General features: G+C 69.3%; 24 protein-coding genes. 7 read left to right on the forward strand and 17 right to left on the reverse strand.

Going from position 1 to position 22,595, the window contains the following annotated elements; all coding sequences use genetic code 11:
- The coding region (gene groEL / locus VFK57_22470) for a chaperonin GroEL (protein ID HET7698497.1) at window positions 1-974 on the forward strand (974 nt) is incomplete at its 5' end.
- A 90-nt stretch (window positions 975-1,064) separates the two neighbouring features.
- Here groEL and VFK57_22475 read toward each other — a convergent pair.
- The 7 genes from VFK57_22475 to VFK57_22505 all read right to left on the reverse strand — a co-directional run bounded on the left by VFK57_22475 (window position 1,065) and on the right by VFK57_22505 (window position 6,019).
- Window positions 1,065-1,445 (reverse strand): hypothetical protein, encoded by a 381-nt coding sequence (locus VFK57_22475; protein ID HET7698498.1) that lies wholly within the window; start codon window positions 1,443-1,445, stop codon window positions 1,065-1,067.
- Window positions 1,442-1,672, reverse strand: a complete 231-nt coding sequence (locus VFK57_22480) for a helix-turn-helix transcriptional regulator (protein HET7698499.1) — start codon at window positions 1,670-1,672, stop codon at window positions 1,442-1,444. Before VFK57_22480 ends, VFK57_22475 begins: the two co-directional genes overlap by 4 nt.
- The gene (locus VFK57_22485; GenBank protein ID HET7698500.1) at window positions 1,673-2,206 is read right to left on the reverse strand and encodes a DUF2975 domain-containing protein; all 534 of its coding nucleotides are present in this window, start codon (window positions 2,204-2,206) and stop codon (window positions 1,673-1,675) included. It abuts the gene before it with no gap.
- A gap of 127 nt (window positions 2,207-2,333) precedes the next feature.
- On the reverse strand, window positions 2,334-2,933 hold the full coding sequence (locus VFK57_22490) for a DNA-3-methyladenine glycosylase I (protein HET7698501.1): 600 nt from the start codon (window positions 2,931-2,933) through the stop codon (window positions 2,334-2,336).
- Window positions 2,934-3,043: 110 nt separating this feature from the next.
- Window positions 3,044-3,343: a hypothetical protein gene (locus tag VFK57_22495; GenBank protein HET7698502.1), complete on the reverse strand. Its 300-nt coding sequence runs from the start codon at window positions 3,341-3,343 to the stop codon at window positions 3,044-3,046.
- Window positions 3,344-3,470: 127 nt separating this feature from the next.
- Window positions 3,471-4,982, reverse strand: coding sequence for a Gfo/Idh/MocA family oxidoreductase (locus VFK57_22500; protein HET7698503.1), 1,512 nt, complete (start codon window positions 4,980-4,982; stop codon window positions 3,471-3,473).
- Window positions 4,983-5,167: 185 nt separating this feature from the next.
- Window positions 5,168-6,019, reverse strand: a complete 852-nt coding sequence (locus tag VFK57_22505) for an energy transducer TonB (GenBank protein HET7698504.1) — start codon at window positions 6,017-6,019, stop codon at window positions 5,168-5,170.
- A gap of 123 nt (window positions 6,020-6,142) precedes the next feature.
- On the opposite strand from VFK57_22505, the gene VFK57_22510 reads away from it, so the two are divergent.
- Window positions 6,143-7,300, forward strand: coding sequence for an NAD(P)/FAD-dependent oxidoreductase (locus tag VFK57_22510; GenBank protein HET7698505.1), 1,158 nt, complete (start codon window positions 6,143-6,145; stop codon window positions 7,298-7,300).
- 19 nt (window positions 7,301-7,319) lie between these two features.
- On the opposite strand, the gene VFK57_22515 is transcribed toward VFK57_22510, so the two are convergent.
- Window positions 7,320-8,141, reverse strand: coding sequence for a VWA domain-containing protein (locus VFK57_22515; GenBank protein HET7698506.1), 822 nt, complete (start codon window positions 8,139-8,141; stop codon window positions 7,320-7,322).
- Window positions 8,142-8,214: 73 nt separating this feature from the next.
- Here VFK57_22515 and tatA point away from each other — a divergent pair, with 73 nt between their 5' ends.
- Window positions 8,215-8,376, forward strand: a complete 162-nt coding sequence (gene tatA / locus VFK57_22520; GenBank protein HET7698507.1) for a twin-arginine translocase TatA/TatE family subunit — start codon at window positions 8,215-8,217, stop codon at window positions 8,374-8,376.
- Here tatA and selB read toward each other — a convergent pair.
- Both selB and VFK57_22530 read right to left on the reverse strand, forming a co-directional pair.
- Entirely contained in the window at window positions 8,373-10,295 is a 1,923-nt protein-coding gene (selB, locus tag VFK57_22525; protein HET7698508.1) for a selenocysteine-specific translation elongation factor, read from the reverse strand. The two genes, tatA and selB, sit on opposite strands and share 4 nt — an antisense overlap.
- Before the next feature lie 45 nt (window positions 10,296-10,340).
- Window positions 10,341-11,432 (reverse strand): LamG domain-containing protein, encoded by a 1,092-nt coding sequence (locus VFK57_22530; GenBank protein ID HET7698509.1) that lies wholly within the window; start codon window positions 11,430-11,432, stop codon window positions 10,341-10,343.
- 188 nt (window positions 11,433-11,620) lie between these two features.
- Between VFK57_22530 and VFK57_22535 the strand changes: the two genes are divergently transcribed.
- Complete coding sequence (locus tag VFK57_22535) at window positions 11,621-12,862, forward strand: hypothetical protein (protein ID HET7698510.1); 1,242 nt, start codon at window positions 11,621-11,623, stop codon at window positions 12,860-12,862.
- Here VFK57_22535 and rnr read toward each other — a convergent pair.
- On the reverse strand, window positions 12,834-15,110 hold the full coding sequence (gene rnr / locus VFK57_22540; protein ID HET7698511.1) for a ribonuclease R: 2,277 nt from the start codon (window positions 15,108-15,110) through the stop codon (window positions 12,834-12,836). The two genes, VFK57_22535 and rnr, sit on opposite strands and share 29 nt — an antisense overlap.
- Window positions 15,111-15,165: 55 nt before the next feature.
- Between rnr and VFK57_22545 the strand changes: the two genes are divergently transcribed.
- The 3 genes from VFK57_22545 to VFK57_22555 all read left to right on the forward strand — a co-directional run bounded on the left by VFK57_22545 (window position 15,166) and on the right by VFK57_22555 (window position 16,995).
- Window positions 15,166-15,795, forward strand: coding sequence for an RNA polymerase sigma factor (locus VFK57_22545; protein HET7698512.1), 630 nt, complete (start codon window positions 15,166-15,168; stop codon window positions 15,793-15,795).
- Between the two features lie 100 nt (window positions 15,796-15,895).
- Window positions 15,896-16,432, forward strand: a complete 537-nt coding sequence (locus VFK57_22550; protein HET7698513.1) for a hypothetical protein — start codon at window positions 15,896-15,898, stop codon at window positions 16,430-16,432.
- 2 nt (window positions 16,433-16,434) lie between these two features.
- Entirely contained in the window at window positions 16,435-16,995 is a 561-nt protein-coding gene (locus tag VFK57_22555; protein ID HET7698514.1) for a hypothetical protein, read from the forward strand.
- Here VFK57_22555 and VFK57_22560 read toward each other — a convergent pair.
- The 6 genes from VFK57_22560 to VFK57_22585 all read right to left on the reverse strand — a co-directional run bounded on the left by VFK57_22560 (window position 16,961) and on the right by VFK57_22585 (window position 22,559).
- Window positions 16,961-18,199 (reverse strand): DUF4147 domain-containing protein, encoded by a 1,239-nt coding sequence (locus tag VFK57_22560; protein ID HET7698515.1) that lies wholly within the window; start codon window positions 18,197-18,199, stop codon window positions 16,961-16,963. The two genes, VFK57_22555 and VFK57_22560, sit on opposite strands and share 35 nt — an antisense overlap.
- Window positions 18,097-18,378 (reverse strand): hypothetical protein, encoded by a 282-nt coding sequence (locus tag VFK57_22565; protein HET7698516.1) that lies wholly within the window; start codon window positions 18,376-18,378, stop codon window positions 18,097-18,099. The genes VFK57_22560 and VFK57_22565 overlap by 103 nt, the downstream gene beginning before the upstream one ends.
- An 82-nt stretch (window positions 18,379-18,460) precedes the next feature.
- Window positions 18,461-19,351, reverse strand: coding sequence for an ABC transporter permease (locus tag VFK57_22570; GenBank protein ID HET7698517.1), 891 nt, complete (start codon window positions 19,349-19,351; stop codon window positions 18,461-18,463).
- On the reverse strand, window positions 19,351-20,010 hold the full coding sequence (gene ftsE / locus VFK57_22575) for a cell division ATP-binding protein FtsE (GenBank protein ID HET7698518.1): 660 nt from the start codon (window positions 20,008-20,010) through the stop codon (window positions 19,351-19,353). Before ftsE ends, VFK57_22570 begins: the two co-directional genes overlap by 1 nt.
- Window positions 20,011-20,023: 13 nt before the next feature.
- Window positions 20,024-21,484, reverse strand: coding sequence for an Asp-tRNA(Asn)/Glu-tRNA(Gln) amidotransferase subunit GatB (gene gatB / locus VFK57_22580; protein ID HET7698519.1), 1,461 nt, complete (start codon window positions 21,482-21,484; stop codon window positions 20,024-20,026).
- A 28-nt stretch (window positions 21,485-21,512) separates the two neighbouring features.
- Window positions 21,513-22,559 (reverse strand): HD domain-containing phosphohydrolase, encoded by a 1,047-nt coding sequence (locus VFK57_22585; protein ID HET7698520.1) that lies wholly within the window; start codon window positions 22,557-22,559, stop codon window positions 21,513-21,515.
- Between the last annotated feature and the right edge of the window lie 36 nt (window positions 22,560-22,595).

The following is a 22,595-nucleotide window of genomic DNA, read 5'->3' on the forward strand; positions in this document are numbered from 1 at the left end:
TCCACGAGAAGAAGATCAGCTCGATGAAGGACCTCCTGCCGCTGCTCGAGCAGGTGGCGCGGGCCGGCCGTCCGCTGGTGATCATCGCCGAGGACGTCGACGGCGAAGCGCTGGCCACGCTGGTCGTCAACAAGCTGCGCGGCACGCTGCAGGCCGTGGCGGTCAAGGCGCCGGGCTTCGGCGATCGCCGCAAGGCCATGCTGGAGGACATCGCGATCCTCACCGGCGGCCGGGCGATCACGGAAGACCTCGGCATCAAGCTCGAGAACATCAAGCTCGATGACCTGGGCAAGGCGAAGAAGGTCACCATCGACAAGGACAACACCACGATCGTCGAGGGCGCCGGCACGCAGAGCGCCATCGAAGGGCGGGTCAAGCAGATCCGCACCCAGGTCGAGGAGACCACCTCGGACTACGACCGCGAGAAGCTCCAGGAGCGCCTGGCGAAGCTCGTGGGGGGCGTCGCCGTCATCAAGGTCGGCGCGGCCACCGAGACCGAGATGAAGGAGAAGAAGGCGCGCGTCGAGGACGCGATGCACGCGACCAAGGCGGCCGTCGAAGAGGGGATCGTCCCCGGCGGCGGCGTGGCGCTCATCCGCGCGGGCAAGGCGCTCGACGGCGTCAAGCTCGAAGGCGATCAGAAGGTCGGCGTCGACATCATCCGCAAGTCGATCGAAGAGCCGCTCCGCTGGATCGCGACCAACGCCGGCCAGGAAGGCTCCATCGTCGTCTCGCGCGTCAAGGACGCCAAGGGTGACGAGGGCTACAACGCCGGCACCGACAAGTACGAGAACCTGGTGGCGGCCGGTGTCATCGACCCGGTGAAGGTGGTCCGCACCGCGCTGCAGAACGCGTCGTCGATCGCCTCGCTCCTGCTCACCACGGAAGCGCTCGTCAGCGAGATTCCGGAGGAGAAGAAGGAATCGGCCGGCGCGGGCCACGGCGGCCCCGGCGGCATGGGAGGCATGTACTGATTGCCGACCGGCGATTGGCGATTGCCGATCGACGGATTGGCGATTGGCGATTGGCGATTGGGCCCGCTGGAGAAATCCAGCGGGCCTTTTTCATTTGCGCGGCCTGTTGAACAGGGCACGCGCGGCGAGGAACGCCGAAAAAGTCCCCGTGACGCCGAATGTGAGCAGCGTCGATACCCAGAGGAAAGCATCGCTCGTCTGTCCGATGCGGCCGCCGGCCAGGCCTGCGCCGCGCATGTGGAGGATCGAGACGCCCGCCGCCGCGATGCCGCCGAGCAGCATGATGATCAGTCCCGACCGGCCGCTGGCGAGCGGCAGCGCTCCGAACATCCAGGCCGCCAGAATCAGCACGCCGACATAGGTCGAGACGTTTCCCGGCTCGACGCCGTGGACGATCTCGATGGTCAGGTGCAGGACCAGCATGAGGATGGTGACCAGCGACGTGATGGTCAGCGTCACGGTGTCCTTCATGTGAAGCTCTCCTTCTCCACGCGTTCGGGCTCGAACCTCAGGATGTCGCCCGGCTGGCACGCCAGCGCCTCGCAGATCGCTTCCAGCGTCGAGAAGCGGATCGCGCGGGCCTTGCCGGTCTTGAGAATCGACAGGTTCGCCAGCGTCATGCCGATGCGGCCCGCGAGCTCGGTCAGGGTCATGCGCCGCTCGTGCAGCAGATCGTCGAGCTTGACGACGATGGCCATCTACACCGTCCCTTCGAGGTCCTCGCGCATGTGCGCCCCTTCGGCGAAGACGCGGGCGAGCAGGAACGTGAGCAGCACGGCGAGCCAGCCGTTGATCGAAAACCCGGCGTCGATGTCGACCGGGTACGCGGGCGTGGAGACCGCCCTGGCGATCGCGCCGATCACGATGCCGAGCAGCTGCAGCCCGAGCAGCGCCCAGCCCATCGTCTTGAGGCGCTGCGCGTTCGCGGCGACGAACGGATCGCCGGCGCGGACCGTCTCCACGATCGCCAGCAGCCGCTGGAGGAAGACGTAGTTCAGCGGGATCACGGCAAGGCCGAGCACCGCGATCGCGCGCAGGGCCATGATCACGCGATCCGCATCCGGAGACGGGGAGAGCTTGAACGCGCGCATGATCCATTGCTCGTGCGGCAGCGCGACCAGCAGCACGACAATCGCCGCCCCCCACAGCCAGTTCAGGGCAATGAGGATCCGAAGCAGGAGCCGCGCAACCGGCAGCGCCGGCGACGACGAGGACGGGACGGGCCGGGTCATGGTCCAACCTCCAGGTTTATCGAACATCAATACACTATTTATCGATTTACGACAAGTTGTGTATCGATGTTCGATAAATCAGGCTGTCCAAACCCGCCGCCGTCCCTCGCCCCTCGAACCTCGCCCGTCAGCGGTAACTGCATCCGTGCAGGTGATCGTTCACGAGTCCCATCGCCTGCATGAACGCATACATCGTCGTCGGGCCGACGAACGTCCAGCCGCGGCGGCGCAGGTCCTTCGACAGCGCGATCGACTCGGCGCTCGTGGACATCGTTCTGAGCAGGTCCCAGGTGAGCCTCTTCGGCCGGGAACGGCGCGGCGGCTCGAACCGCCACACGTAGTTCGACAGCGAGCCGAACTCCTCGACCAGCTCCTCACAGCGCCGGGCGTTGTTGATCGTGCTCTCGATCTTGCCGCGGTGGCGGACGATGCCGGCGTCCTTCAGCAGGCGGGACACGTCGCGGGCGCCGAAGCGGGCGACCCGCTCGATCTCGAAGTTGGCGAACGCGGCGCGGAAGTTCTCCCGCTTGCGCAGGATCGTGAGCCAGCTCAGGCCGCTCTGAAATCCTTCGAGACAGATCTTCTCGAAGAGCCGGCGATCGTCATGATGGACCGGCACGCCCCACTCGGTGTCGTGGTACGCGACGTATTCGGGGGACGCGCTGCACCAGGCGCAGCGCAGCCGTCGATCGGGCCCCTTCCAGAGGCCCGCCGCCACAGAGCTCATACGTTGAACTATAGCGGCGGGAGGCCGACACGGAAAGCCGAGACCGGGACGGCCGACGGCAGCGGCCGCATGGCCGCTGCCGTGGGTACGCCTCAGTCTCGTGTTGCTACCTACCTGGTACTGACCGGGTGCCGTCCTGTGACGCGATCCCAGGCATCGCGGACGGCGGCCTTCATCTGCTCCCACGTCGAGGTGCCGCGATGTTCGTACGAGTTCCACCCTCTCGAGAGATCGGACTCGACGTCGTTCCAGTCGCGCCCGTTGTAGCGGTTGGCCGACTCGTACCCGTAACGGTACGCGCCGCGCCACTGGTCGTAATTCGACGAGCCGGACGCATACGGCCGTGACGCGTAATTGCTGCGCCAGTACGTATCTTCGTCGTCCCAGCTGTGCGGTCTGCCTTCGTGCATGTTCAACGACCTCCTGGGGGATCCGGATGCAACCCGCGATCTCCCAGCCGTTCCCCGCCTCAGCCTGCAAAAGAAAACGGCCGTGGCGGATGCCACGGCCGTTCTGTGAGGTGACGCGATTGCGATCTTACGAGCGGGATGCCGTTTCCTTGACCGCGAACGACTTCGGAATCTCGAAGCCCTTGCGGTAGCCCGTCTCGCGCGTGAGCAGCTCGTTGGCCTTCTTGTTGTCCTTCACGGTTTCGGTCTTGCCGTCGAAGGTGATCTGGTCGCCGACGCGGTACGCGACGTTCGCCAGGTGCGGCAGCGTCGACGAGAGGTGGCCTTCGAGGATGTCGCAGGTGAGGATCTTCGGATCGTTCGCGACGATCGCGTCGATGAAGTTCCGGTAATGCGGCCCCTCCTCGGTGGTGAGTCCCGTCGGCTGGGCGTTCGGATCCTTCGTCTCGGAGCCCGGTCCCTTCTCGTTCTTGTCGCCGACGGCCCCCATGTAGGACTGCCAGCGGCGGCCGGTCTCGTCGATCCAGAGCCAGCCCTTCGAGCCGAAGAAGATGTTGCCGATGCGCACGCCCCCCTCGTCGGGGGTGTGCTCGCCGCGGGTGCCGAACTCCAGGATCGCGCCGTCGGCGTACTCGAAGAGCGCCGTCTGCATGTCGGGCGTTTCCTGCGAGGTCGGCTGCTCGCCGAAGTAGCCGCCCATCGAGCTGATCTTCACCGGGTGTTCGTTCTTGCCGAGCCCCCAGCGCGCGATGTCGAACTGGTGGGGTCCCTGGTTGCCGGTGTCGCCGTTGCCGTAGGCCCAGTGCCAGTGCCAGTTGTAGTGGAAGTGGTTGCGGTTGAACGGGCGCGACGGCGCCGGGCCCAGCCACAGGTTGTAGTCGACCTTTTCGAGATACTGCGCCGTGTAGGGACCGGCGCCGCCGCCGCCCTGCGCGAGGAACGAGTGTGCCTTCTCGCCGGGCGCCTGCGGGCCGTCCGGGTACTTGCCGATGTTCAGCCGCGGCTTGAAGCACAGGCCGCGCGCCATGTAGACCTTGCCGATGCCGCCGTCCTGCATGAACTTGATCGCCGCGCGCACCGCGGGGCGGCTGCGGTTCATCGTGCCGACCTGCACGATCTTGCTGTAGGCGCGCGCCGCGTTGGTCATCAGCCGGCCTTCGAGGACGGTGTGCGACGCCGGCTTCTCGACGTAGACGTGCTTGCCGGCCTGCAGCGCCCAGATCGTCGCCAGCGCATGCCAGTGGTTCGGCGTGGCGATGATCACCGCGTCGATGTCCTTGTCGTCGAACACGCGCCGCATGTCCTGGACGAAGTTCGGCTTGAACGCCGCGATGTCCTTCAGCTGCGGGTCGTTGATCCGCTCCGGCGCGAGATTCGCGTCGATGTCGCAGAGCGTCTTGATCTCGACCCCTTTCAGCTTGGCGAAGCCGCGCTTCAGGGAATTGCCCTGACCGCGGATGCCGATGCTGGCGCAGACGACGCGATCGTTGGCGCCCTGGACGCGGCTGCCGAACGGCGCCGCGCCGACGCGCGTTCCGAACAGGTCGGCACCGACGACCACGCCGGCCGCCGCGAGACCGAGCTGCGAAGTGAAATCACGCCGTGAAATGCCGTTGCCGTCCTTCGGTTCGCTGGCCACCGGAAACCTCCCTCTCTCGCGTCCGGACAGAAGACGCCCGGACGCGCGATGGTAGCACGTTAGCGCTAAAGCTGCCCAGTTTCGCGGCCGCTTCTGCTCGAGCGAACCCGTCCGGGAGGATCAGGATGAGAGACAGCGTCGGCGCAGCTCTGCCGTTGTGCGGCGGCATCCGCGCTGCGCGCCGGTCAGCGCAGCGTGAACGTCAATTCGACGCTGACGATGACGGGGACGGGCTGACCGAATGGCGTCCCTGAACAGCCCTCGCGGCGGGCGCACGTGCCGGGACGGAAGCGCCACTGCTTCACCGCGATGATCGCCTGCTGATCGAGACCGAAGGTGGAATCGAGCGAGCGGGTGATGCGGATGCGGTTCGGATCGACGGTGCCGTCGGGCATCACGATCGCCGTCATTTCGACCACGCCCTGCAGTTTCGCGCGCATGGCGTCGCCGGTGTAATTCGGCTTCACCTCACGCACCAGCACGGGGTTGGTGATGCCGCTGCCGGGCTCGAAGGCGCCGCCGCCGAAACCGCCGCCGGTGCCCGGACCCACGCCGGAACCGGTGCCCGTGCCGATGCCGGTGCCGCGCCCGCCGCCGCCCGCGCCGACGCCGGACGCGTCGACCGGGCTCAGCGTGCCAGGCAGCGTCTCGACCGCCGCCTGTGTCTGCACCGGCACGGTGATCTGCGGCGTCGGGATGTCGACGGGCTTCGGCGTCGGAATGGGTTCCGGCGCCTTGGCGGCCTTGATCTCCGCCTTCCTCGGCGGCTCCGGATCTTTCGGACGTCCGCCACCGCCGCCGCCAGGGCCGGGCTTCGGCGGATCGAGGAAGATGAAGTCCAGCTTCTCGCTGTTGGTCACCACCTGCACGATCTGGTCGCGATGGGTGTAGGCGTAGATCAGCGCGCCGAGGATCAGCGCGTGAACGACAATGGAGACGCCAGAGCTCTGCCACCAGCTCCGTTTGAACTGAGCTGGCGCCGGCATCTCCCCCGCCAGAAAGTGCGCGTTGGGACTGAACTCTGGGTCGTCCGCCATGCCTGGAACTGCTGTCATTGTGGCCGAGCCGATGAGGAACCGCAACTGCAATAAGGGTGCTAGGTTTTCCCGTCCATATTTTAGGACGCTCGAATCGACCAGTTGGTCGCGGAGTGCATCACGGTGTGTGAGGTACGTAAGTCCGATGTCGCAATCGTCGGGGCCGGGCCGGCCGGATCCATGGCCGCGCGCGAGCTCGCCCGCGCCGGCGTCCGCGTCGCGCTGATTGACGGCAGCTATCCTCGCGAGAAGCCGTGCGGCGGCGGCGTGACCGGCAGAGCGCTCGAGCTTGCCCGCCTGGCCGCTCCCGCTGCCGCGCCCGCACGCGCCATCGACCGGGTGACGTTCGAGGCTTCGAATCGCCGGGCCGCCGTGGAACTCACGTCGCAGCACGACCTCCGGGTGTTCAGCCGCGACGGTTTCGACACTGCGCTGCTGTCGGAGGCGGCGAATGCGGGCGCCGCACTCACGCGCGCCCGCGTCAACGCGATCGCGCGTCACCACGGAGCGTGGACCATTACCGCCGGCTCGACGATCGTCCGCGCGCCATGGCTGCTCGGCGCGGACGGCGCGGGCGGCGTCGTCCGCAAGCGCGTCTTCCGGCCGTTCGCGCGCGCCCAACTGTCGGTGGCCGCCGGATCGTACGTGGACGGCGTCGAGACCAGCGAGATCGTGATCGCCTTCGTCGATCGGCCGAGTGGATACCTGTGGTCGTTCCCGCGTCCCGGGCATCTGGCGGTCGGCGCCTGCGCACAGGCGGATGAAACCACGCCCGCCGCAATGCACGCGGTCACCGATGCGTGGCTCGATCGATACGCCCCGGCCGCCGGCCGGCCGCGCCGGCGCTACGCGTGGCCGATTCCGTCGCTTCGCGCGGCGGACATCGACGCCGAACGCCCGTCGGGGGACGGCTGGATGCTGCTCGGCGACGCCGCCGGGTTGGTGGACCCGATCACCCGGGAGGGCATCTTCTTCGCGCTGCGATCGGGGCTGCTCGCGGCGCGTGCGCTGCAGTCGTCGCGCCCGGCCGGCGCGTACGCATCCGCGGTGCGCGACGAGCTGCACGGCGAACTTCGCCGCGCCGCGCGGCTCAAGGCCGGCTTTTACCGGCCGCGCTTCACGCGCCTGCTGGTGGACGCGCTCGGCGAGAGCCGCGCGGTCCGCGGGGTGATGGTCGACCTGATCGCCGGCCGCCAGCCGTACGCGGGTTTGAAGCGCCGGCTGCTCGGTACGCTGGAGATCGGACTGATGGTCAGGCTGGTGCGGGCAGGCTCGACCTGAAGGTGCGGCTGCTGGTGGATCACCTGGCCAGGTACCCGTCCCGCGCCCGCACCGTGACGCCCGGCCGATCCACGCGGACCGTGATCGTGCGCCACTGCTCCTCTCCGCTGACAATCGGCCGCGACGGCGTGTAGCCGATGAGGTACTGATGCCGCAGCTCGCTGGCGATCGTCTTCATCGTCGCATTGAGCTGCGCCGCATCCCGCGGCTGAAACGAGCGGCCGCCGGTCAGCGAGGCCAGCTCCGCGAACAGCGCCGGCCGCTCGCGTCCGAAGGCGACGGGGTAGACCATCACGTCGGAGCGACGCGCGCGATCGAGCGCCGCGCCCGCGGACGCCTTGCTGTAGCGGTCGCTGCCGTCGGACAACAGAACCAGCGCCCGCCGCCCCTTCGAGGTCTGGATCGCGTCGATCGATTCGATGATGGCGTCGTGCAGGCCGGTCGTGCCCCACGGCTTCACCGACGACAGGATCCGCTGCTGCTCCGCGCGATCGGAGGAGAGCGGCGCGAGCACTTCGATCTCGCTCCCGATTCCGACGATCATCGACTGGTCCTGCGGCCGCAGCTCGCCGAGAAACGTACGGGCGGCGCTGACGGCCACGGGCAGCTGCCTGGCGCCCATGCTGAAGCTGCGGTCGAGCGCGAGCGCGACCGACAGCGGAAAGTCCCCTTCGGCGAACGCCGTCACCGACTGGGGACGGCCGTCCTCCAGAACCGTGAAGTCCCCCTGGCGAAGCCCCGTGACCGGGTTGCCTTGCGCGTCCGTCGCCGCGGCATACACCTCGACGATGTTGACCCCGGACGTGAATTGCGGCGCCGCGGCGGGGGCGCCGGCCAGCATGCCGGCCAGAAAGACGGCCAGCGCGACGGGAGTGCTACAATCAGCCCATCTCGGAAACAGGAAAGGCTGCACCATGTTTGGCCGTCTCGGCATCCCGGAACTCATCATTATCCTCGCGATCATCATCCTGATCTTCGGGGCAAACCGCTTGCCGGAGATCGGGCGCGGGATCGGCAAGGGGATCAAGAACTTCAAGGATTCGACCCGCGAGGGTCAGAACGACGGGAAGGCCTAGAGCACGATCCGCGCGTCTCCCGTCCGCCGGGTGACGCGCTCCCGGTCCAGCCACTCCAGCAGCGGGATCGCATACTTCCGCGAGATCCCGTAGCGCTCCTTGAAGCCGGCTACGTCCACCTTCGCCGGCGCCCCCTGCGTCTTCAGCGCCCGCACGTCCTGCTTCAGCCGATCGAGCGATTCGGCATGAAACAACAGCGTATCGAGTTTCACCAGCGTCTTCTGCCGCACGAGCAGCTTCGCCATCCGATCCGCGACCGCGGCTGAGACACCGGCCGCGGCGGCCGCGCCGGCCAGGTCCGGCGGGGCCATGCCCGCTTCGCGGAACACGCGATCGAGCGCATCGCGCGCGCGCGTCTCCTCGTCGTTCAGCGACACGCCGCGCCCAGGCAGCGCCAGCCGCTCGCGTCCCGTCAGCCGGCCGCCGGCCGACAGCTCCTTGACCACGCTGTCGAACAGCGCCGCCGGAGCGAGGCCGAACACTCGCTCGCGTGCCTCCTCCCGCGGCAGTCCTTCCGACAGCGGCTGCGCCTGGTGGTGGGCCGCCACCGCCGCGACCAGACGCTCCTCGAGCGACGACACGAACGCGGCGTCGAAGACCTCGCCGCCCACGATCCGCACCTTGCCGGCCGCGGAGAGCGCGTCGGTCAGCGACCGCACTTGGGACACCGTATGGCCAAGCCGGCGCGCCAGTTCGTCCAGCGCAAGTCCGGACGCGCGCCGCTCCTCGATGAACGCCAGCGCCGCGGCAGACCCGTCGCCGGCGAGGCGGGCGAACCGCCGCGCCGCCGACTCGCTCCGTATCGGCGTCCGTGCCGGGAGCGGATCCACGACCCACCCGCCGCCGATCGTGATCGGCGGCGAGTACTGCCGCAGGATGAAGCGGTCGCCGCGGGTCAGCACCGCCGGCCCCTCGAGCCGAATGCGCGCGAACGCGCGCTGCCCCGGCCGCAGCTCCGTCAATCCCCGGGCGTCGCCCGCGGGCTGCGCGTCGGCGGAGACGGCCAGCGCCACGCGGCCGAGGCGTTCCAGCGTTCCCTGGTGAAAGCGGATCCGCGCGCCGTGACGCAGCGGCTTCGCGTCGGGCAGCAGGTCCACCAGCGCGTCGAATCGCCGCGTCACGTCGAAGGCGCCGGCGCGGGTCAGCGTCTCCCCGCGGGTCACATCCGCCGCGTCGACGCCGCCGAGATTCACCGCGACGCGCCGTCCGGCGGACGCGATCGGCTGGACCGCGCCGTGGACCTGCACGCCGCGGACCTTCACGCGCCGGTCGGCCGGCAGGAGCAGCAGCTCGTCGTCCAGCGCCAGCGACCCGCTGGTCAGCGTGCCGGTCACCACGGTGCCGAAGCCGCGCATCGAGAACACGCGATCGACGGGCAGGCGCGTCAGGCCCGTCGACGCGCGCTCGGGCACGGCGGATGCGAGGCGCTCCAGCGCGCGGCGCAGCTCGTCGAGCCCTTCGCCGGTCTTCGCCGACACCGTCAGAATCGGCGCCGACTCGAGCCGCGAGCCGGCCACCAGCTCGCGGGCGTCCAGGCGGACGATCTCGAGCGTCTCGGCATCGACGAGGTCGGCCTTCGTGAGGACGATGAGGCCGGCGGGGATCTGCAGCAGCCGGCAGATGGCAAAGTGCTCCCGCGTCTGCGGCATCACCGATTCGTCGGCCGCGATCACCAGCATGACGGCGTCGATGCCGCCGACGCCCGCCAGCATGTTCTTGACGAAGCGCTCGTGTCCCGGCACGTCGACGAACGCAAGATCGGCGTCCCCGACCCGGGCATGCGCGAACCCGAGATCGATGGTGATGCCGCGCGCCTTCTCCTCTTTCAGCCGATCCGGATCGGTCCCGGTCAGCGCCAGCACGAGCGCGCTCTTTCCGTGATCGATGTGGCCGGCGGTGCCGACGACGATGGACCGCATCGACCGATCCTGCCACGCCGCACCGCCGGGGCCAACCTCGCGCCGCTACTGCGGCGTCCGGTACTGCACGGAGACGTTCCCGCCGGCGGGCGGTTGTGCGCACAGCGCGGACACCGCGATGCCGGCGGCGAGCCGTGTTCCAGGCGCGAACGAGGCGGCAATCGGGCCGCTGTCGGCGCCGGCGCCGCTCAGCGGCAGCGCAATGGTGCCTGCCGCAGTCCCGTCCGTGACCACCAGTACCGCGCTCCGCAGACACGCCGCGGGGGCGGTCGCAAAGCGTGCTTCGATGCGCGTCACGAGGACGGCGTGATCCGGCGTGAACGTCGACAACAGCGATGCGGATGTCGTCGACGGCACGAACAGGTTCCACAACTGGCTGCCCGCTGGACCGGCGAGCCCGGGCGGCCCCGGCACCCCCTGCGGCCCCTGCGCTCCGGGCGGTCCTTGCGGACCTTGGGGCCCGGGCGGTCCCTGCGCCCCCGGGGGTCCGGCGGGCCCTTCACCTCCGTCGCAGCCGGTGCGCGCGAGGAGATGGATCTCCGCGGCGGGCGCCGCATCGCCGCGGACGACGACCTCGTCGATCGCGCCGCTGAAGAATTGATTCAGCCCGCCGGCGTTGAAGACGGTCGCGCCGATCAGGAGCGGGTTCACTGTTGTGGTGTCCGGCATGCCGCTGCCGTCGGCCTCCGCCTTCAAGACGCCGTTGACGTACAGCCGCAGCGCCGGATACGTCCAGGTCACGGCCACGTGCGTCCACGCGTGCAACGGAAATGGATCGGGATCGCTCGCCAGCGCGGCGGCCAGGCCGGGCGCGGAGTAGTACGCCTCGGCGTGACCTGTGGCGGAGAGCCAGATCCGCGGATTGAAGCTGAAGGCCGTTTCCGCCTGCGCGACAATCACGGCGTCCGCAGCGGGAACACTCGTGACGCGCACCCACGCCGTGATCGTCGAAGGGGCATTGCGCGAGAAGGTCAGCGGAGCCGCCGTCATCGCGTAGCTGTCCACCCCATTGAACGACAGCGCCGCGCCGCACCGGCCGGCCACCCAGACGCCGCCGGCGATCGCGGCGTCGTTGCCGCTCCCCGACGTGTCATGGACGATCGTTCCCTGCCCCTCGTTGAACGTGAATCGGGCCACTGTCTGGGCACTTGCGTGGCGCCCCCCTGCCGCACTCAATGCCGCGGCGAACGCGGCGGCGCGCCACCAGATCGATCGAGTCATAGGCATCACCTCGTGCGGCATCGTCAGGAGGAGGGTGAGGCCCGGCAAGCGACAAGAGGCGACACCGGTCGCGTGTCGGTCTTTGTCGCGCTACAATCCGCGCCGTGCCGCGCGATCGGCTGGATACCTGGAAGGCGATCGCGGCCCACGTCGGCCGCGATGTGCGCACCGTGCTGCGGTGGCACAAGGACCGGGGCCTTCCCGTCCACCGGGTGCCCGGCGGCAAGGGGCGCAGCGTCTTCGCCTACGCCGACGAGCTCGACGCGTGGATGGCGGGCGAAGCGCGGACCGGCGGGGACCGGGAATCGGGAAACGGGCAGCGTGAACCCGGCCGCGCGCGGCAGAGGGCCCCATTCGTCGTGCCCGCGTCCGCCGCATTGCTGACGGTGCTCATCGTCACTGCCGCGGCCCTTGTCGCCCGTGGCGCGGCAACCGGGGAGCCCGTCGAGGTGGCCGTCGTCGGCAAGTCGCTGATCGCGTTCGACGCCGCGCGTCGGGAGGTCTGGCGAGTCCCTCTGCCGCATTCCGCCTCGCTGACCGCGCGGGGCCCCTCGTTCGTCGATCTCGACGCCGATGGGCGGCGTGAGATCCTGGTTCCGCTGACCTTGAGCGAGCCGTCGGGGACGGTGGGCGGCGTGCTGTATTGCTTCGAAGCAAAGGGACGCCTGCGCTGGTCCCGCGCGATCGCCGACACGATCCGGTTCGGCGCCGGGGAGTTCGGGCCCCCCTGGTCGAGTGCCGACATCGCCGTGATCCGGCGGGGCTCGTCCGTGGCGATCGCCTACGCGGTCACGCACAGCGTCTGGTGGCCGTCGATCGTCGCGCTGCTCGACGCTCGCGGCGAAATCACCGGCCGCTTCATCCACGCCGGCTGGATCACGCGGCTCGCAGCCGGCGCGGATGGCACGGTGCTGCTTGCCGGCGGCGTGAGCAACGCCCGCGACGCGTCGATCCTGGCGGTGCTCGAGGGGGACGGCGCGTTTACCGGCGCGTGGGGGGAAACCGCCGCGGAATACCGCTGCGATTGTCCGTCCGTCCGCGTGGCGAAGTACTTCGTCTTTCCCCGATCGGAGGCGAACCGCTCGGCCGGACAGCTGGCGCTGCGCCAGTCAATCGAGGTTCAGGCCGACGGCTCGCTGCTCGTACGGGTGCCGCAGCGCGGCGATCTTCCCGCGGACGCGCTGTACGAGTTCAGCCCCTCGTTCGATCTGCGGCGCGCCGCCTTCGCGGATCTTTACTGGGACTGGCACCGGCAGCTCGAAGCCGCCGGCGTGCTGGATCATACGCGGCGCGACTGCCCTGCGCGGACGCCGTCGTTCACCGCCGCCGCTTCCCCGCTTTCTTGAACGCGCGCTCGGCCTTGCCGGGACGCTGCTTCCGCTTGCCCGCCTTCAGATGGCGCTCGGACTTGGGCTCGGCTTTGCTGCGGCGCGGACCGCGGCTGGCTTCCGCCCCGCGCACGCGATCGAGAATCTCGCTGATCCCGAGATCGATCATGCGGCGCTCCATGTCCACCTTGATCACCTGCACCGTCACGTGATCGCCAAGGCGGTAGACCCGGCCGGTATTCTCGCCGCGGAGGATGTGCTGGCGCTCGACGAAGCGGTAGTAGTCGTCGGCCATGGTCGACACGTGCACCATGCCTTCGACGAAGTGCTGGACCAGCTCGACGAACAGGCCGAAGGCGGTCACGCCGGTGACGTAGCCGTCGAACTCGTCGCCGACCTTGTCGGCCATGAAGCGGACCTTCTTCCACTGCACCAGCTCGCGCTCGGCGTCGTTGGCGCGGCGCTCCCGCTCGGACGTGTGCCGCGCGATCTCGGGCAGGTCCTCCGTCAGCTCCTCGACCCGGTCGCTCGACATCCCCTGGCGCGACTCGCGGAGCGTGCGATGGACGATCAGATCGGGGTAGCGGCGGATCGGCGAGGTGAAGTGCGTGTAGCTGCCGGCGGCGAGGCCGAAGTGCCCCATGTTCGACGGGTCGTAGCGCGCCTTCTGCATGGTGCGCAGCATCAGAAACGCGATCGGCTTCTCCTCCGGCTCGCCGGCGATCCGCTCGACCAGCTTCTGGAAGTGCCGCGGCCGCACCGCGTTGGGCGGGGCGCCGAGACTGTAGCCCATCGTCGTGACGAAGTCCTCGAATTCCTGCACCTTCAGCGGGTCCGGCTGCTCGTGGATCCGATACAGCGTCGGGACGTCGTTCTCGTCGAGATGCTCGGCGACGGTCTCGTTGGCGACGAGCATGAACTCCTCGATGATGCGGTGGGCGACGTTCCGCTCGAGCGCGATGATCTGCTCGACCAGCCCCTCGTCGTCGAGAATGAGCTCCGGCTCCTTCAGGTCGAAGTCGATCGAGCCGCGGCGCCGGCGCCGGCCGTTCAGGATCCTGAACAGCTCCTGCATGGTCTCGAACATGCCGACGAGCGGCCCGTACTTCTTCATCAGCGCCGGGTCGCGATCCGTCAGGATCGCGTTGACGTCCGTGTACGTCATCCGCGCATCGCTGTGGATCACGCCGTCGTGAATCTCGTAGCGCACCACCGTGCCGGTGCGATCGATTTCCATCAGGCAGCTCTGCACGAGACGGTCGACGTCCGGGTTCAGGCTGCACAATCCGGTCGACAGCTCCGCCGGGAACATGTGGACGGCGCGTTCCGGGAAGTACACCGAGGTCGATCGCTCGTACGCCTCCTCGTCGAGAGCGCTGCCCTCGGGGACGTAGTGCGCGACGTCCGCGATGTGGACGCCGAGCCAGTAGTGGCCGTTCGGCAGCCGCTCGATCGTGATCGCATCGTCGAAGTCGCGGGCGTGCTCGCCGTCGATCGTCACCGTGGTGAGCGGCCGGAAATCGGTGCGATCGCGGAGGTCCCGCTCGCGGACGGAGCCGCCCAGGCGCCTGGCCTCCTCGATCGCCGCCTCGCCGTGCGCGTCGGAGATGCCGTACTTGCGGATGATGATCTCGGTGTCGACGCCGGGCTCCTCGATGTCGCCGAGCACGTCGAGGACGCGGCCGAGCGCGCTGCGCGTCGCGGTCGGATACCGTGTAATCTCGACGACGACCATGTCCCCGGGCTGCGCGTCGGAGCGCTCCTCCCCCGGAATCATCACGTCCATGATCATCTTGCGGTCGAACGGCACCAGGAACCCCATCCCGGATTCGTCGATCTCGAAGCGTCCGACGATGCTGGCCGAGCCGCGCTCGAGGATGCGGAGGATCCGCCCTTCGGCCCGATCCTCGCGGGTGCGCTCGATCCGCGCGACGACGCGGTCGCCGTGCATCGCCTGGTTCAGGTTCGCGCCCGCGATATAGATGTCCCCCGCCACCCCTTCGATCGGGCGGTCGGGAACGACGAAACCGAAGCCGCGCGGATTGGTGCTGACGCGCCCGACCACCAGGTTCATGCGGTCGGGCAGCCCGAAACGGTTGCCGCGCGTCTGAATCAGGTGTCCGGCGTCGACGAGGCCGTTGAGGAGGCGCTTGAGGGTCGACCGCTGCTCGCGCGGGATCTTCAAGCGCTGCACCAGTTCGCGGGCGGTGGCAGGATGCTCCACGCGATCCCGGATGGCGGTCAGCAATTGCTCGGCATTCAACATTGAACTCATTCTACTTTTCCCAACCCGCGTGCCGGCTCAGCCCTCTATAGACCGTGTGACGGCCCTTCGACCGAGCACAGGGCAGGCCACGGAGCTTGCCCTCGACCCGGATCTGGAACTGGTCCGCCGGGCCCAGGCGGGCGACGTGGACGCGTTCGGCGACCTCGTCGAACGCAACCGCCGCGCCGTGTTCCGGGCCGCGCTGGCCGCGGTCGGGTCGGCGGTCGAGGCGGATGACGTGGCCCAGGAGGCGTTCGTGACCGCCTTCCAGAAGCTGTCGGGGTTCCGCGGCGAGTCGTCGTTCAAGACCTGGCTGCTGTCGATCACCTGGCGGAAGGCGATCGACCGGCGCAAGAGCGTCACCCGCTGGATGCAGCGCCTGGTCGCGCCGCACGCGTCGGCCGAGGGCGAGGAGTGGGATCCGATGCAGAACCTGCCGTCCGGCGCGCAGTCGCAGGAAGACGACGCGATGACGGCGGATTTGCAGCGCCGCGTGCGGCCCTTGATCGCATCGCTGCCCAGGAAGCTGCGCGACGCGCTGCTGCTGGCAGGCTCGGGCGATCACAGCTACGACGAGATCGGGAAGATGCTCGGCATCCCGACCGGGACGGTGAAGTGGCGCGTCTCGGAAGCGCGCAAGGTGCTGAAGCAGAAGATGGCGGCGATGGGGTACACGGATGTCTGAACGCGGATCGCGGCTCGGGGATCGGGGATCGCGGCTCGGGGATCGGGGACCGGGGATCGGGGATCGGGGTGCGGCACTGGACCGCGCGATCGACGGCGCGGTGCGACAAATGCTCGACGTCGAGCCGCCCGCCGGGTTCCGGACGCGCGTCCTGCGTCGCATCGACGCCGATCGGCGTGTGGCGTCCGGCCGGCACCCGCTCCTCTGGCTCGGCGCGCCGCTGGCGGCCGCGGCGGCAATCGCGATCGCCATCCTGCTGCCGACGGGTGTCGAACCGCCGCAGGCTCCCGTCGCGCGCGTCGAGACGCCGCCGGTACACGTGCCGCTCCCCGCGCCGCAGCCGTCCGCCGCGCCGGCTGCACGGACCACGACGCCACCACGGACGAGGCCGGCGGTGCGCCGCGGCCAGCGGATTGTGACCGCGGCCAGCGTCGCCGATGGCAGCGCCGACGCGCCTCTGCCAGGGTTCCCGCAAGTCCCGTCGCTCAGCGTTCCGGAGCTGAGCGTCTCCGAGATCCGGAGGGTGGCGGCGGTGTCCGCGCCCACGCAGCTTGGTGTGCAGCCAATCGCGGCGCCGGCGCCGCTCGACCTCGAACCATTGCCGTTGTCGCCGCGCGACCGGCAGGAGCAGGAGTAGTCATGCAGAGAATGAAACTCGTTGGAATTGCCGTCGTTGCTGCGCTCGCGCTTCCCGTCGCGCTCGCAGCGGCGCAGGAGAAGCCCGGCACGGCCAAACCGCCGGCGGAGACGGCGGCGCCGGCGCGAGCGGTGCCGACCGAAGGCCTGCCCGTCAACGTCCGGCTCGAGATCACGATCACCGATCAACGCGGCAACGCGGAGCCAATCGTGAAGACCGTCACCAAGACGGTCGCCGACCGCTCCTGGATCCGCATCCGCACCGGCGCGGACGTGCAGACGAGAATGGGCATGCGTCCGGTCGTCCTCAACATCGATTCGTACCCGCGCGTGATCCCGACGCCTGGCACGCAGAACCCGTCGAACAAGCTGAAGGTCGATCTCACGATCGACTACCGGCCGGTCGCCGCCGAGGCGGACTCGGAGAAGAGCACGACGCCGAGCATCAACGAATCGCTGACCATCATTCTCGAGGACGGCAAGTCGATGGTGATTTCACAGTCGGCCGATCCCGCCACCGACCGCAAGGTCAGGGTCGAAGCGAAAGCGACGATCCTGAAGTAAGGAAGATCTGCAGGTCGCCGACGTTGGTGCCGGTCGGCCCGGTGCGAACCAGATCGTCGAGCGCCTCGAAGAAACGGTACGAATCGTGGGCCTGGAGTGCGCGCGCCGCGTCCAGGCCCTTCTCGCTGGCGCGGGCCAGCGTCCGGTGGTCGACGATCGCGCCGGCCGCGTCCGTCGGACCGTCGACTCCGTCCGTCCCGAAACTGCCGAAGGCGTACGCTCCGCCGTCGAATGCCCGCGCGAACGCCAGCGCGAACTCCTGATTCCTGCCGCCCGCGCCGGAGGCGGCGGGCTCGAGCTTCACCGTCGTTTCACCCGAGGCGATGACGCAGAGGCGCGAGGGGCGCTCGCGCACCAGCGGCGAAATGCGCGACGCCAGTGCGGCGGCAGCATCACGCGCTTCGCCCAGAACCGGCCGATCGATCACCACCACGTCGTAGCCGAGACGCGCCGCCTGCTGCCGCGCCCCGTCCATCGCATCCCGCCGCGATCCGGCAAGGACGAACTGCGCGTCCGGCAGCGGCGGGTCCGCGACCGTCGGGCCGGACCCGATGACCGACGGATCGTCCTCGACCGGGGCGTGCACGTCCGAGAGCGCGAAGGTGATCGATCGTCCGGCGCGCGCCGCCAGCTTCCCTCCCTTGATCGCGGACAGCCGCTTGCGCACGGCGTTGATCTCGGCGATCGGCAGTCCGCTGCGCAGCAGCTCGCGCGTCGTCGCGATCTTCTCGTCCATCGTGACGCCGGGCGCGGGTGCGGCGAGCATCGCCGAGGCGCCGCCCGAGAGCAGCACGACCAGGGTCTCGCCGCGCGCGCGGTTGGCGTCGGCGGCGCGCAGCGCCTCCGCCCCCGCGCGGAAGCTCTCCGCATCCGGCAGCGGATGGCCGCCGCGCGACAGCACGACCTCACCGACGCGCGATCGGTAGCGCGACATGAACGCGCCGGTCATCGCGGCCGCGGCCTTGCCGGCGGCGACGACGTTCAGCGGGATTGAGCTGGAATCGAGAACGGGATGCGAGTCGAGGGCGCGAACGAGTAGATCACCAGGGTGGCACGCGCGAAGGGCGGCGCCGAGGATGTCGCGGAGGTCGGAACGAACGCTCAGTGATAGTTCTTCGGGTCGGACCAACCGGAGAGGCCGGTGACGACGTCGAACTTCCGCAGCAGCGTGGTCATCACCTTGTCGGCGTCTTCCTTCGCGCACAGGTGCTCGAGCTGGTTGAGCACGCGCGTGATGGCGCAGTCGGCGTCGGTGATGGCGCGCTCGGAGTAGTACTCGCGCTGCTGCGCGAGGCACTCGCGATGCCGGAGAAACTCTTCGCGATAGAAGTCGGCCAGGACCAGCGGGCTCGTAATCCCAATCGGACTGACGACTCGTGCCATGCGATTCCTCGCGTGGGGCATATGGGGTTGGATAGATCGAGTCTAGACGGGGCCCGGTGAGCTTGTCAACGGGATGTAAAGCTCAGCGGACGCTGCGCGCCACCACGAACCCGCCGATGCAGCCAAGCGCCATGCCGCCGACGACGAGCAGCAGGAGGATCTCGGTTGGCACGAAGGCGACACCGGTGAGCCCGATCGCCTCGGTCATCATGGTGCCGAAGCGGGCGCGAATGCCCGCAAACGTCACGAGCAGCAGGACTATGGCGGCCAGCGCCCCGAGGCCGCCCTGAACCAACCCCTCCGCGATGAAGGGGCCCCGGATGTAGGCGAACGGGGCACCGACGAGCTGCATGATCTCAATTTCGTTACGGCGCGCCATCGCCGTCAGGCGGACCACGTTCGCGACCGTTAGCGCGGCCGCGATCGCGAGCAGGAAGATGATCGCGAGGCCGACGGCGCGGATCACGCGCACGGTGGAATTCAATCGCGCGATCCACGTGCGGTCGTATCGCACGTCCGCGACGCCTCCCGCGGACGTCAGCGTCGTCGTCAGGTTCTCGATCGCCCCGGGCGCGGATTGCGCCGCCGGATTCAGCCGCACCGCGAACGACGCCGGAAACGGATTGCGCTCGAGCGCGGCCGCCGCCGACGCCAGATCCGGGAAGTCGCGTGCGAACTCCTTCCTGGCGTCCTCCTTCGACACCAGCGTGACGCTGGCGGCCAGGCCGCTCTTCGTGAGCAGTTCGTTGATCGTCGCGATCTGCTGCGGCGGCGCGTCGTCGCGCAGATAGACCGACAGCTCCGCGGCATCGCTCCAGCCGCCGATGATCCGCTGCAGGTTGGCGTTGACCATCAGGAAGAAGCCGAGCACGAACAGGCCGGCGGCGATGGTGAGCATCGAGAGCAGCGCCGCGCGCTGGCTGCGCCACAGGCTCTCGAACGCCTCGCTGAAGAAGTACTGCAGGGCGCGCATCAGGTGACCTCGACGATGCTGCCGCGGTCCAGCGTCAGGGTGCGCCGCCCGACGCGGCGAATCAGCTCGCGGTCGTGCGTCGCGACCAGCACGGTGGTCCCGCGGGCGTTGATCTCGCGGAACAGGTTCATGATCTCGAGCGAGAGATCGGGATCGAGATTGCCGGTGGGCTCGTCGGCGAGAATGATCACCGGATCGTTGACGAGCGCGCGGGCGATGGCGATGCGCTGCTGCTCGCCGCCCGACAGCTCGAGCGGAAAGGCGTTCATGCGGTGCTGCAGGCCGACCCACTTCAACACCTGGAACGTCCGGCGCTGCTGCTGCGTGGACGGCATCCCGAGCACGCGCGGCACGAAGGCGACGTTGTCGAGCACGGTCTTGTTCGGCAGCAGCTTGAAGTCCTGGAAGACGAACCCCAGCGATCGGCGGTACGCCTGGACCTGATTGGGCGACAGCTGCGCCAGATCGCGTCCGCCGACCACGAGGCGCCCTTCGGTGGGCACGTCCTGCCGCAGCAGCAGCCGCAGCAGCGTGGACTTCCCCGCGCCGCTCGGGCCGGTGAGGAAGACGAACTCCCCTTTGTCGACGCGGAGCGACAGCTCGCGAAGCGCATACACGCCGCGGCTGTACAGCTTCGAGATCCTCTGCGCCTCGATCATGGCTCCCGTTCGTTCATGGCGTCTTCTCCGCCGAGGTGCCGAGCACGCGGCGCACGCTTTCGTTGACGCGCGCCGGGTCCGCCTTTCCGGCGGTCGCCTTCATCACCTGACCGACGAGGAACCCGAACGTCTTCGTCTTGCCGGCGCGGTACTCCGCGACGGTCGCGGCGTGTCCGTCGAGCACGCCGGCGACGATGCGGTCGATCGCGGCAGGATCGTCGATCCGTCCCAGGCCTTCGGCGGCGACGATGTCCGCGGCGCGCCGGCCGGTGCCGTACATCTTCTCGAAGACCTCCTTGGCGACCGGCCCGGTGATCCGGCCGCCGTCAATCAGCGCGATCAGCTCGCCGAGCGCATCCGGCCCGATTCCGACCTGTTCGATCGCGTCCCTGGTCTCGTTCAGCTTGCGCGTGAGCTCCCCCATGACCCAGTTGCTGGCCGCCTTGGGGTTGCCGCTGGCGGCGGCGACGCGCTCGAAGTAATCGGCGAGCGCCATCGACTGGGTGAGCACGCCGGCATCGTACTCGGGCAGCTGATACTGGGTGACGAACCGCGTGCGGCGCGCTTCGGGCAGCTCCGGCAGCGTGCCGCGGATGGCCTCGATCCAGGCGACGTCGACGACCAGCGGCGGCAGATCCGGCTCGGGGAAGTAGCGGTAGTCGTCCGCTTCTTCCTTGGTGCGCATGACGGTCGTGCGCCCGGCGCCCGGATCCCACAGCCGCGTTTCCTGGACGAGCGGCACCCCTTCGCGGCGCGCGGCGGCATGCCGCTCGATCTCGTACTCGAGCGCGCGCTGGACGTGGCGGAACGAATTGAGGTTCTTCAGCTCGGTCTTCACGCCGAAGGCGGTGTCGCCGGCGGGGCGGACCGAGACATTCGCGTCGCAGCGGAGACTGCCCTCTTCCATGTTGCCGTCGTTGACGCCGACGGCGACGAGGACCTCGCGGACGCGGCTGAACGCCTCCGCCGCATCCGCCGCCGATCGCAGGTCGGGCTCGGTGACGATCTCGATCAAGGGGACGCCGCTGCGGTTGAAATCCAGATGCGTCCAGCGCGATGACTCCGGCAGCCCCTCGTGCAGCGACTTCCCCGCGTCCTCTTCCATGTGGATGCGGGTGATGCCGACGCGCACCTCCCGCCCGTCCGAGGTGAAGGCGATCGCGCCCCCCGTCGCGAGCGGCCGATCGTACTGCGAGATCTGATAGCCCTTGGGCAGGTCGGGGTAGAAGTAGTTCTTGCGCGCGAAGATCGACTCGGTGTGGACGCGGCAGCCGAGCGCGAGCGCGGCGCGCGCGGCAAGCTCCACGGCGCGGCGATTGAGCACCGGCAGCGCGCCCGGCAGCCCCGCACACACCGGGCAGAGCGCGCGGTTCGGCTCGGCGCCGAACCGGGTGGAGCAGCCGCAGAAGATCTTGGTCGCGGTCAGCAGCTGGGCATGGATCTCGAGGCCGATGACCGGTTCGAAGTCGCGCACGCGGACACGATTGTATTTGGAAATCCGCTCATTGCGGCACGATTCGCTTGAACGCCTGCACCACCGCGGCGTCGAACTGCGTGCCGGCGCAGCGCTCGAGCTCGGCCAGCGCTTCATGCTCGGTGACGGCGTCGCGGAACACCCGCGGGCGCGTCATGGTGTCGAACGCATCGGCCACGGCGATGATGCGCGCCCCCAGCGCGACGTCCGAGGCCGGGCTGCCGTTGGGATACCCCAGGCCGTCGACGCGCTCGTGCGCGTCGCGGACGAGCTCCGAGGCGGCGGCAAGATACGGCACCGGCGCGATCAGATCGGCGGCGATCTGCGGATGCTGCCGGATGACGTCCTGCTCCTCGACGCTGAGCGGCGCCGGCTTCCGCAGCACCGCTTCGGGCATCGCCAGCTTGCCGACGTCGTGCAGCAGCGCCGCCCGCTCGAGCGCCGCCAGGTCTTCCGGCGGCAGGTGCATCGCGCAGCCGACGCTCGCGGCGAGCGCCGCCACCCGATAGGCGTGCGCGTAGGCGTCGGGATCGGCCAGCGTCAAGGCAGACAGCAGCGCGTCGAGCGATGCGTCGGAATCGACGGTCAGCGACGCGAGCGCCGCCGACAGGCGCTGGCGCCTGGTCTCCACCTCGCCGTCGAGCGACGCGCGCCAGCGCCGCGATTCGCATGCCGCCCGGTGCCAGTCGAGACCGCGCAGCACCGACTCGCGCAGCCGGTCGCGGCCGAACGGCTTGGTCAGGTAATCGACGACCCCCTGGCGCAGACTGCTGACCGCGGAGCCGACGTCCTGCACGCCGGTCGCCATGATCACGGCCGTGTCGGGCGCGTCGTGGCGGATCTGCTGCGCCAGCCAGAGGCCGTCGCGTCCCGGCATGCGGATGTCGCAGAGCGCGACCGCGGGCGCACTGTCGTGCACGCGTTCGAGCGCTTCGCTGGCCGATGCCGCGGTGCGCACGACGTAGCCGCCGCTGGCGAGCCAGCGCGCGATCAACTCGCGGATGCCGGCCTCGTCGTCCACGACGAGAACCGACGGCGGCAGCGCCGGCGGCGGTGGCGCGGTGGCGTGTTCCATACTCGATCGCGCTGCAAGCCCTCCGCCATCGCGGCC

The organism is Vicinamibacterales bacterium, assembly GCA_035699745.1.
Classification (GTDB): domain Bacteria; phylum Acidobacteriota; class Vicinamibacteria; order Vicinamibacterales; family 2-12-FULL-66-21; genus JAICSD01.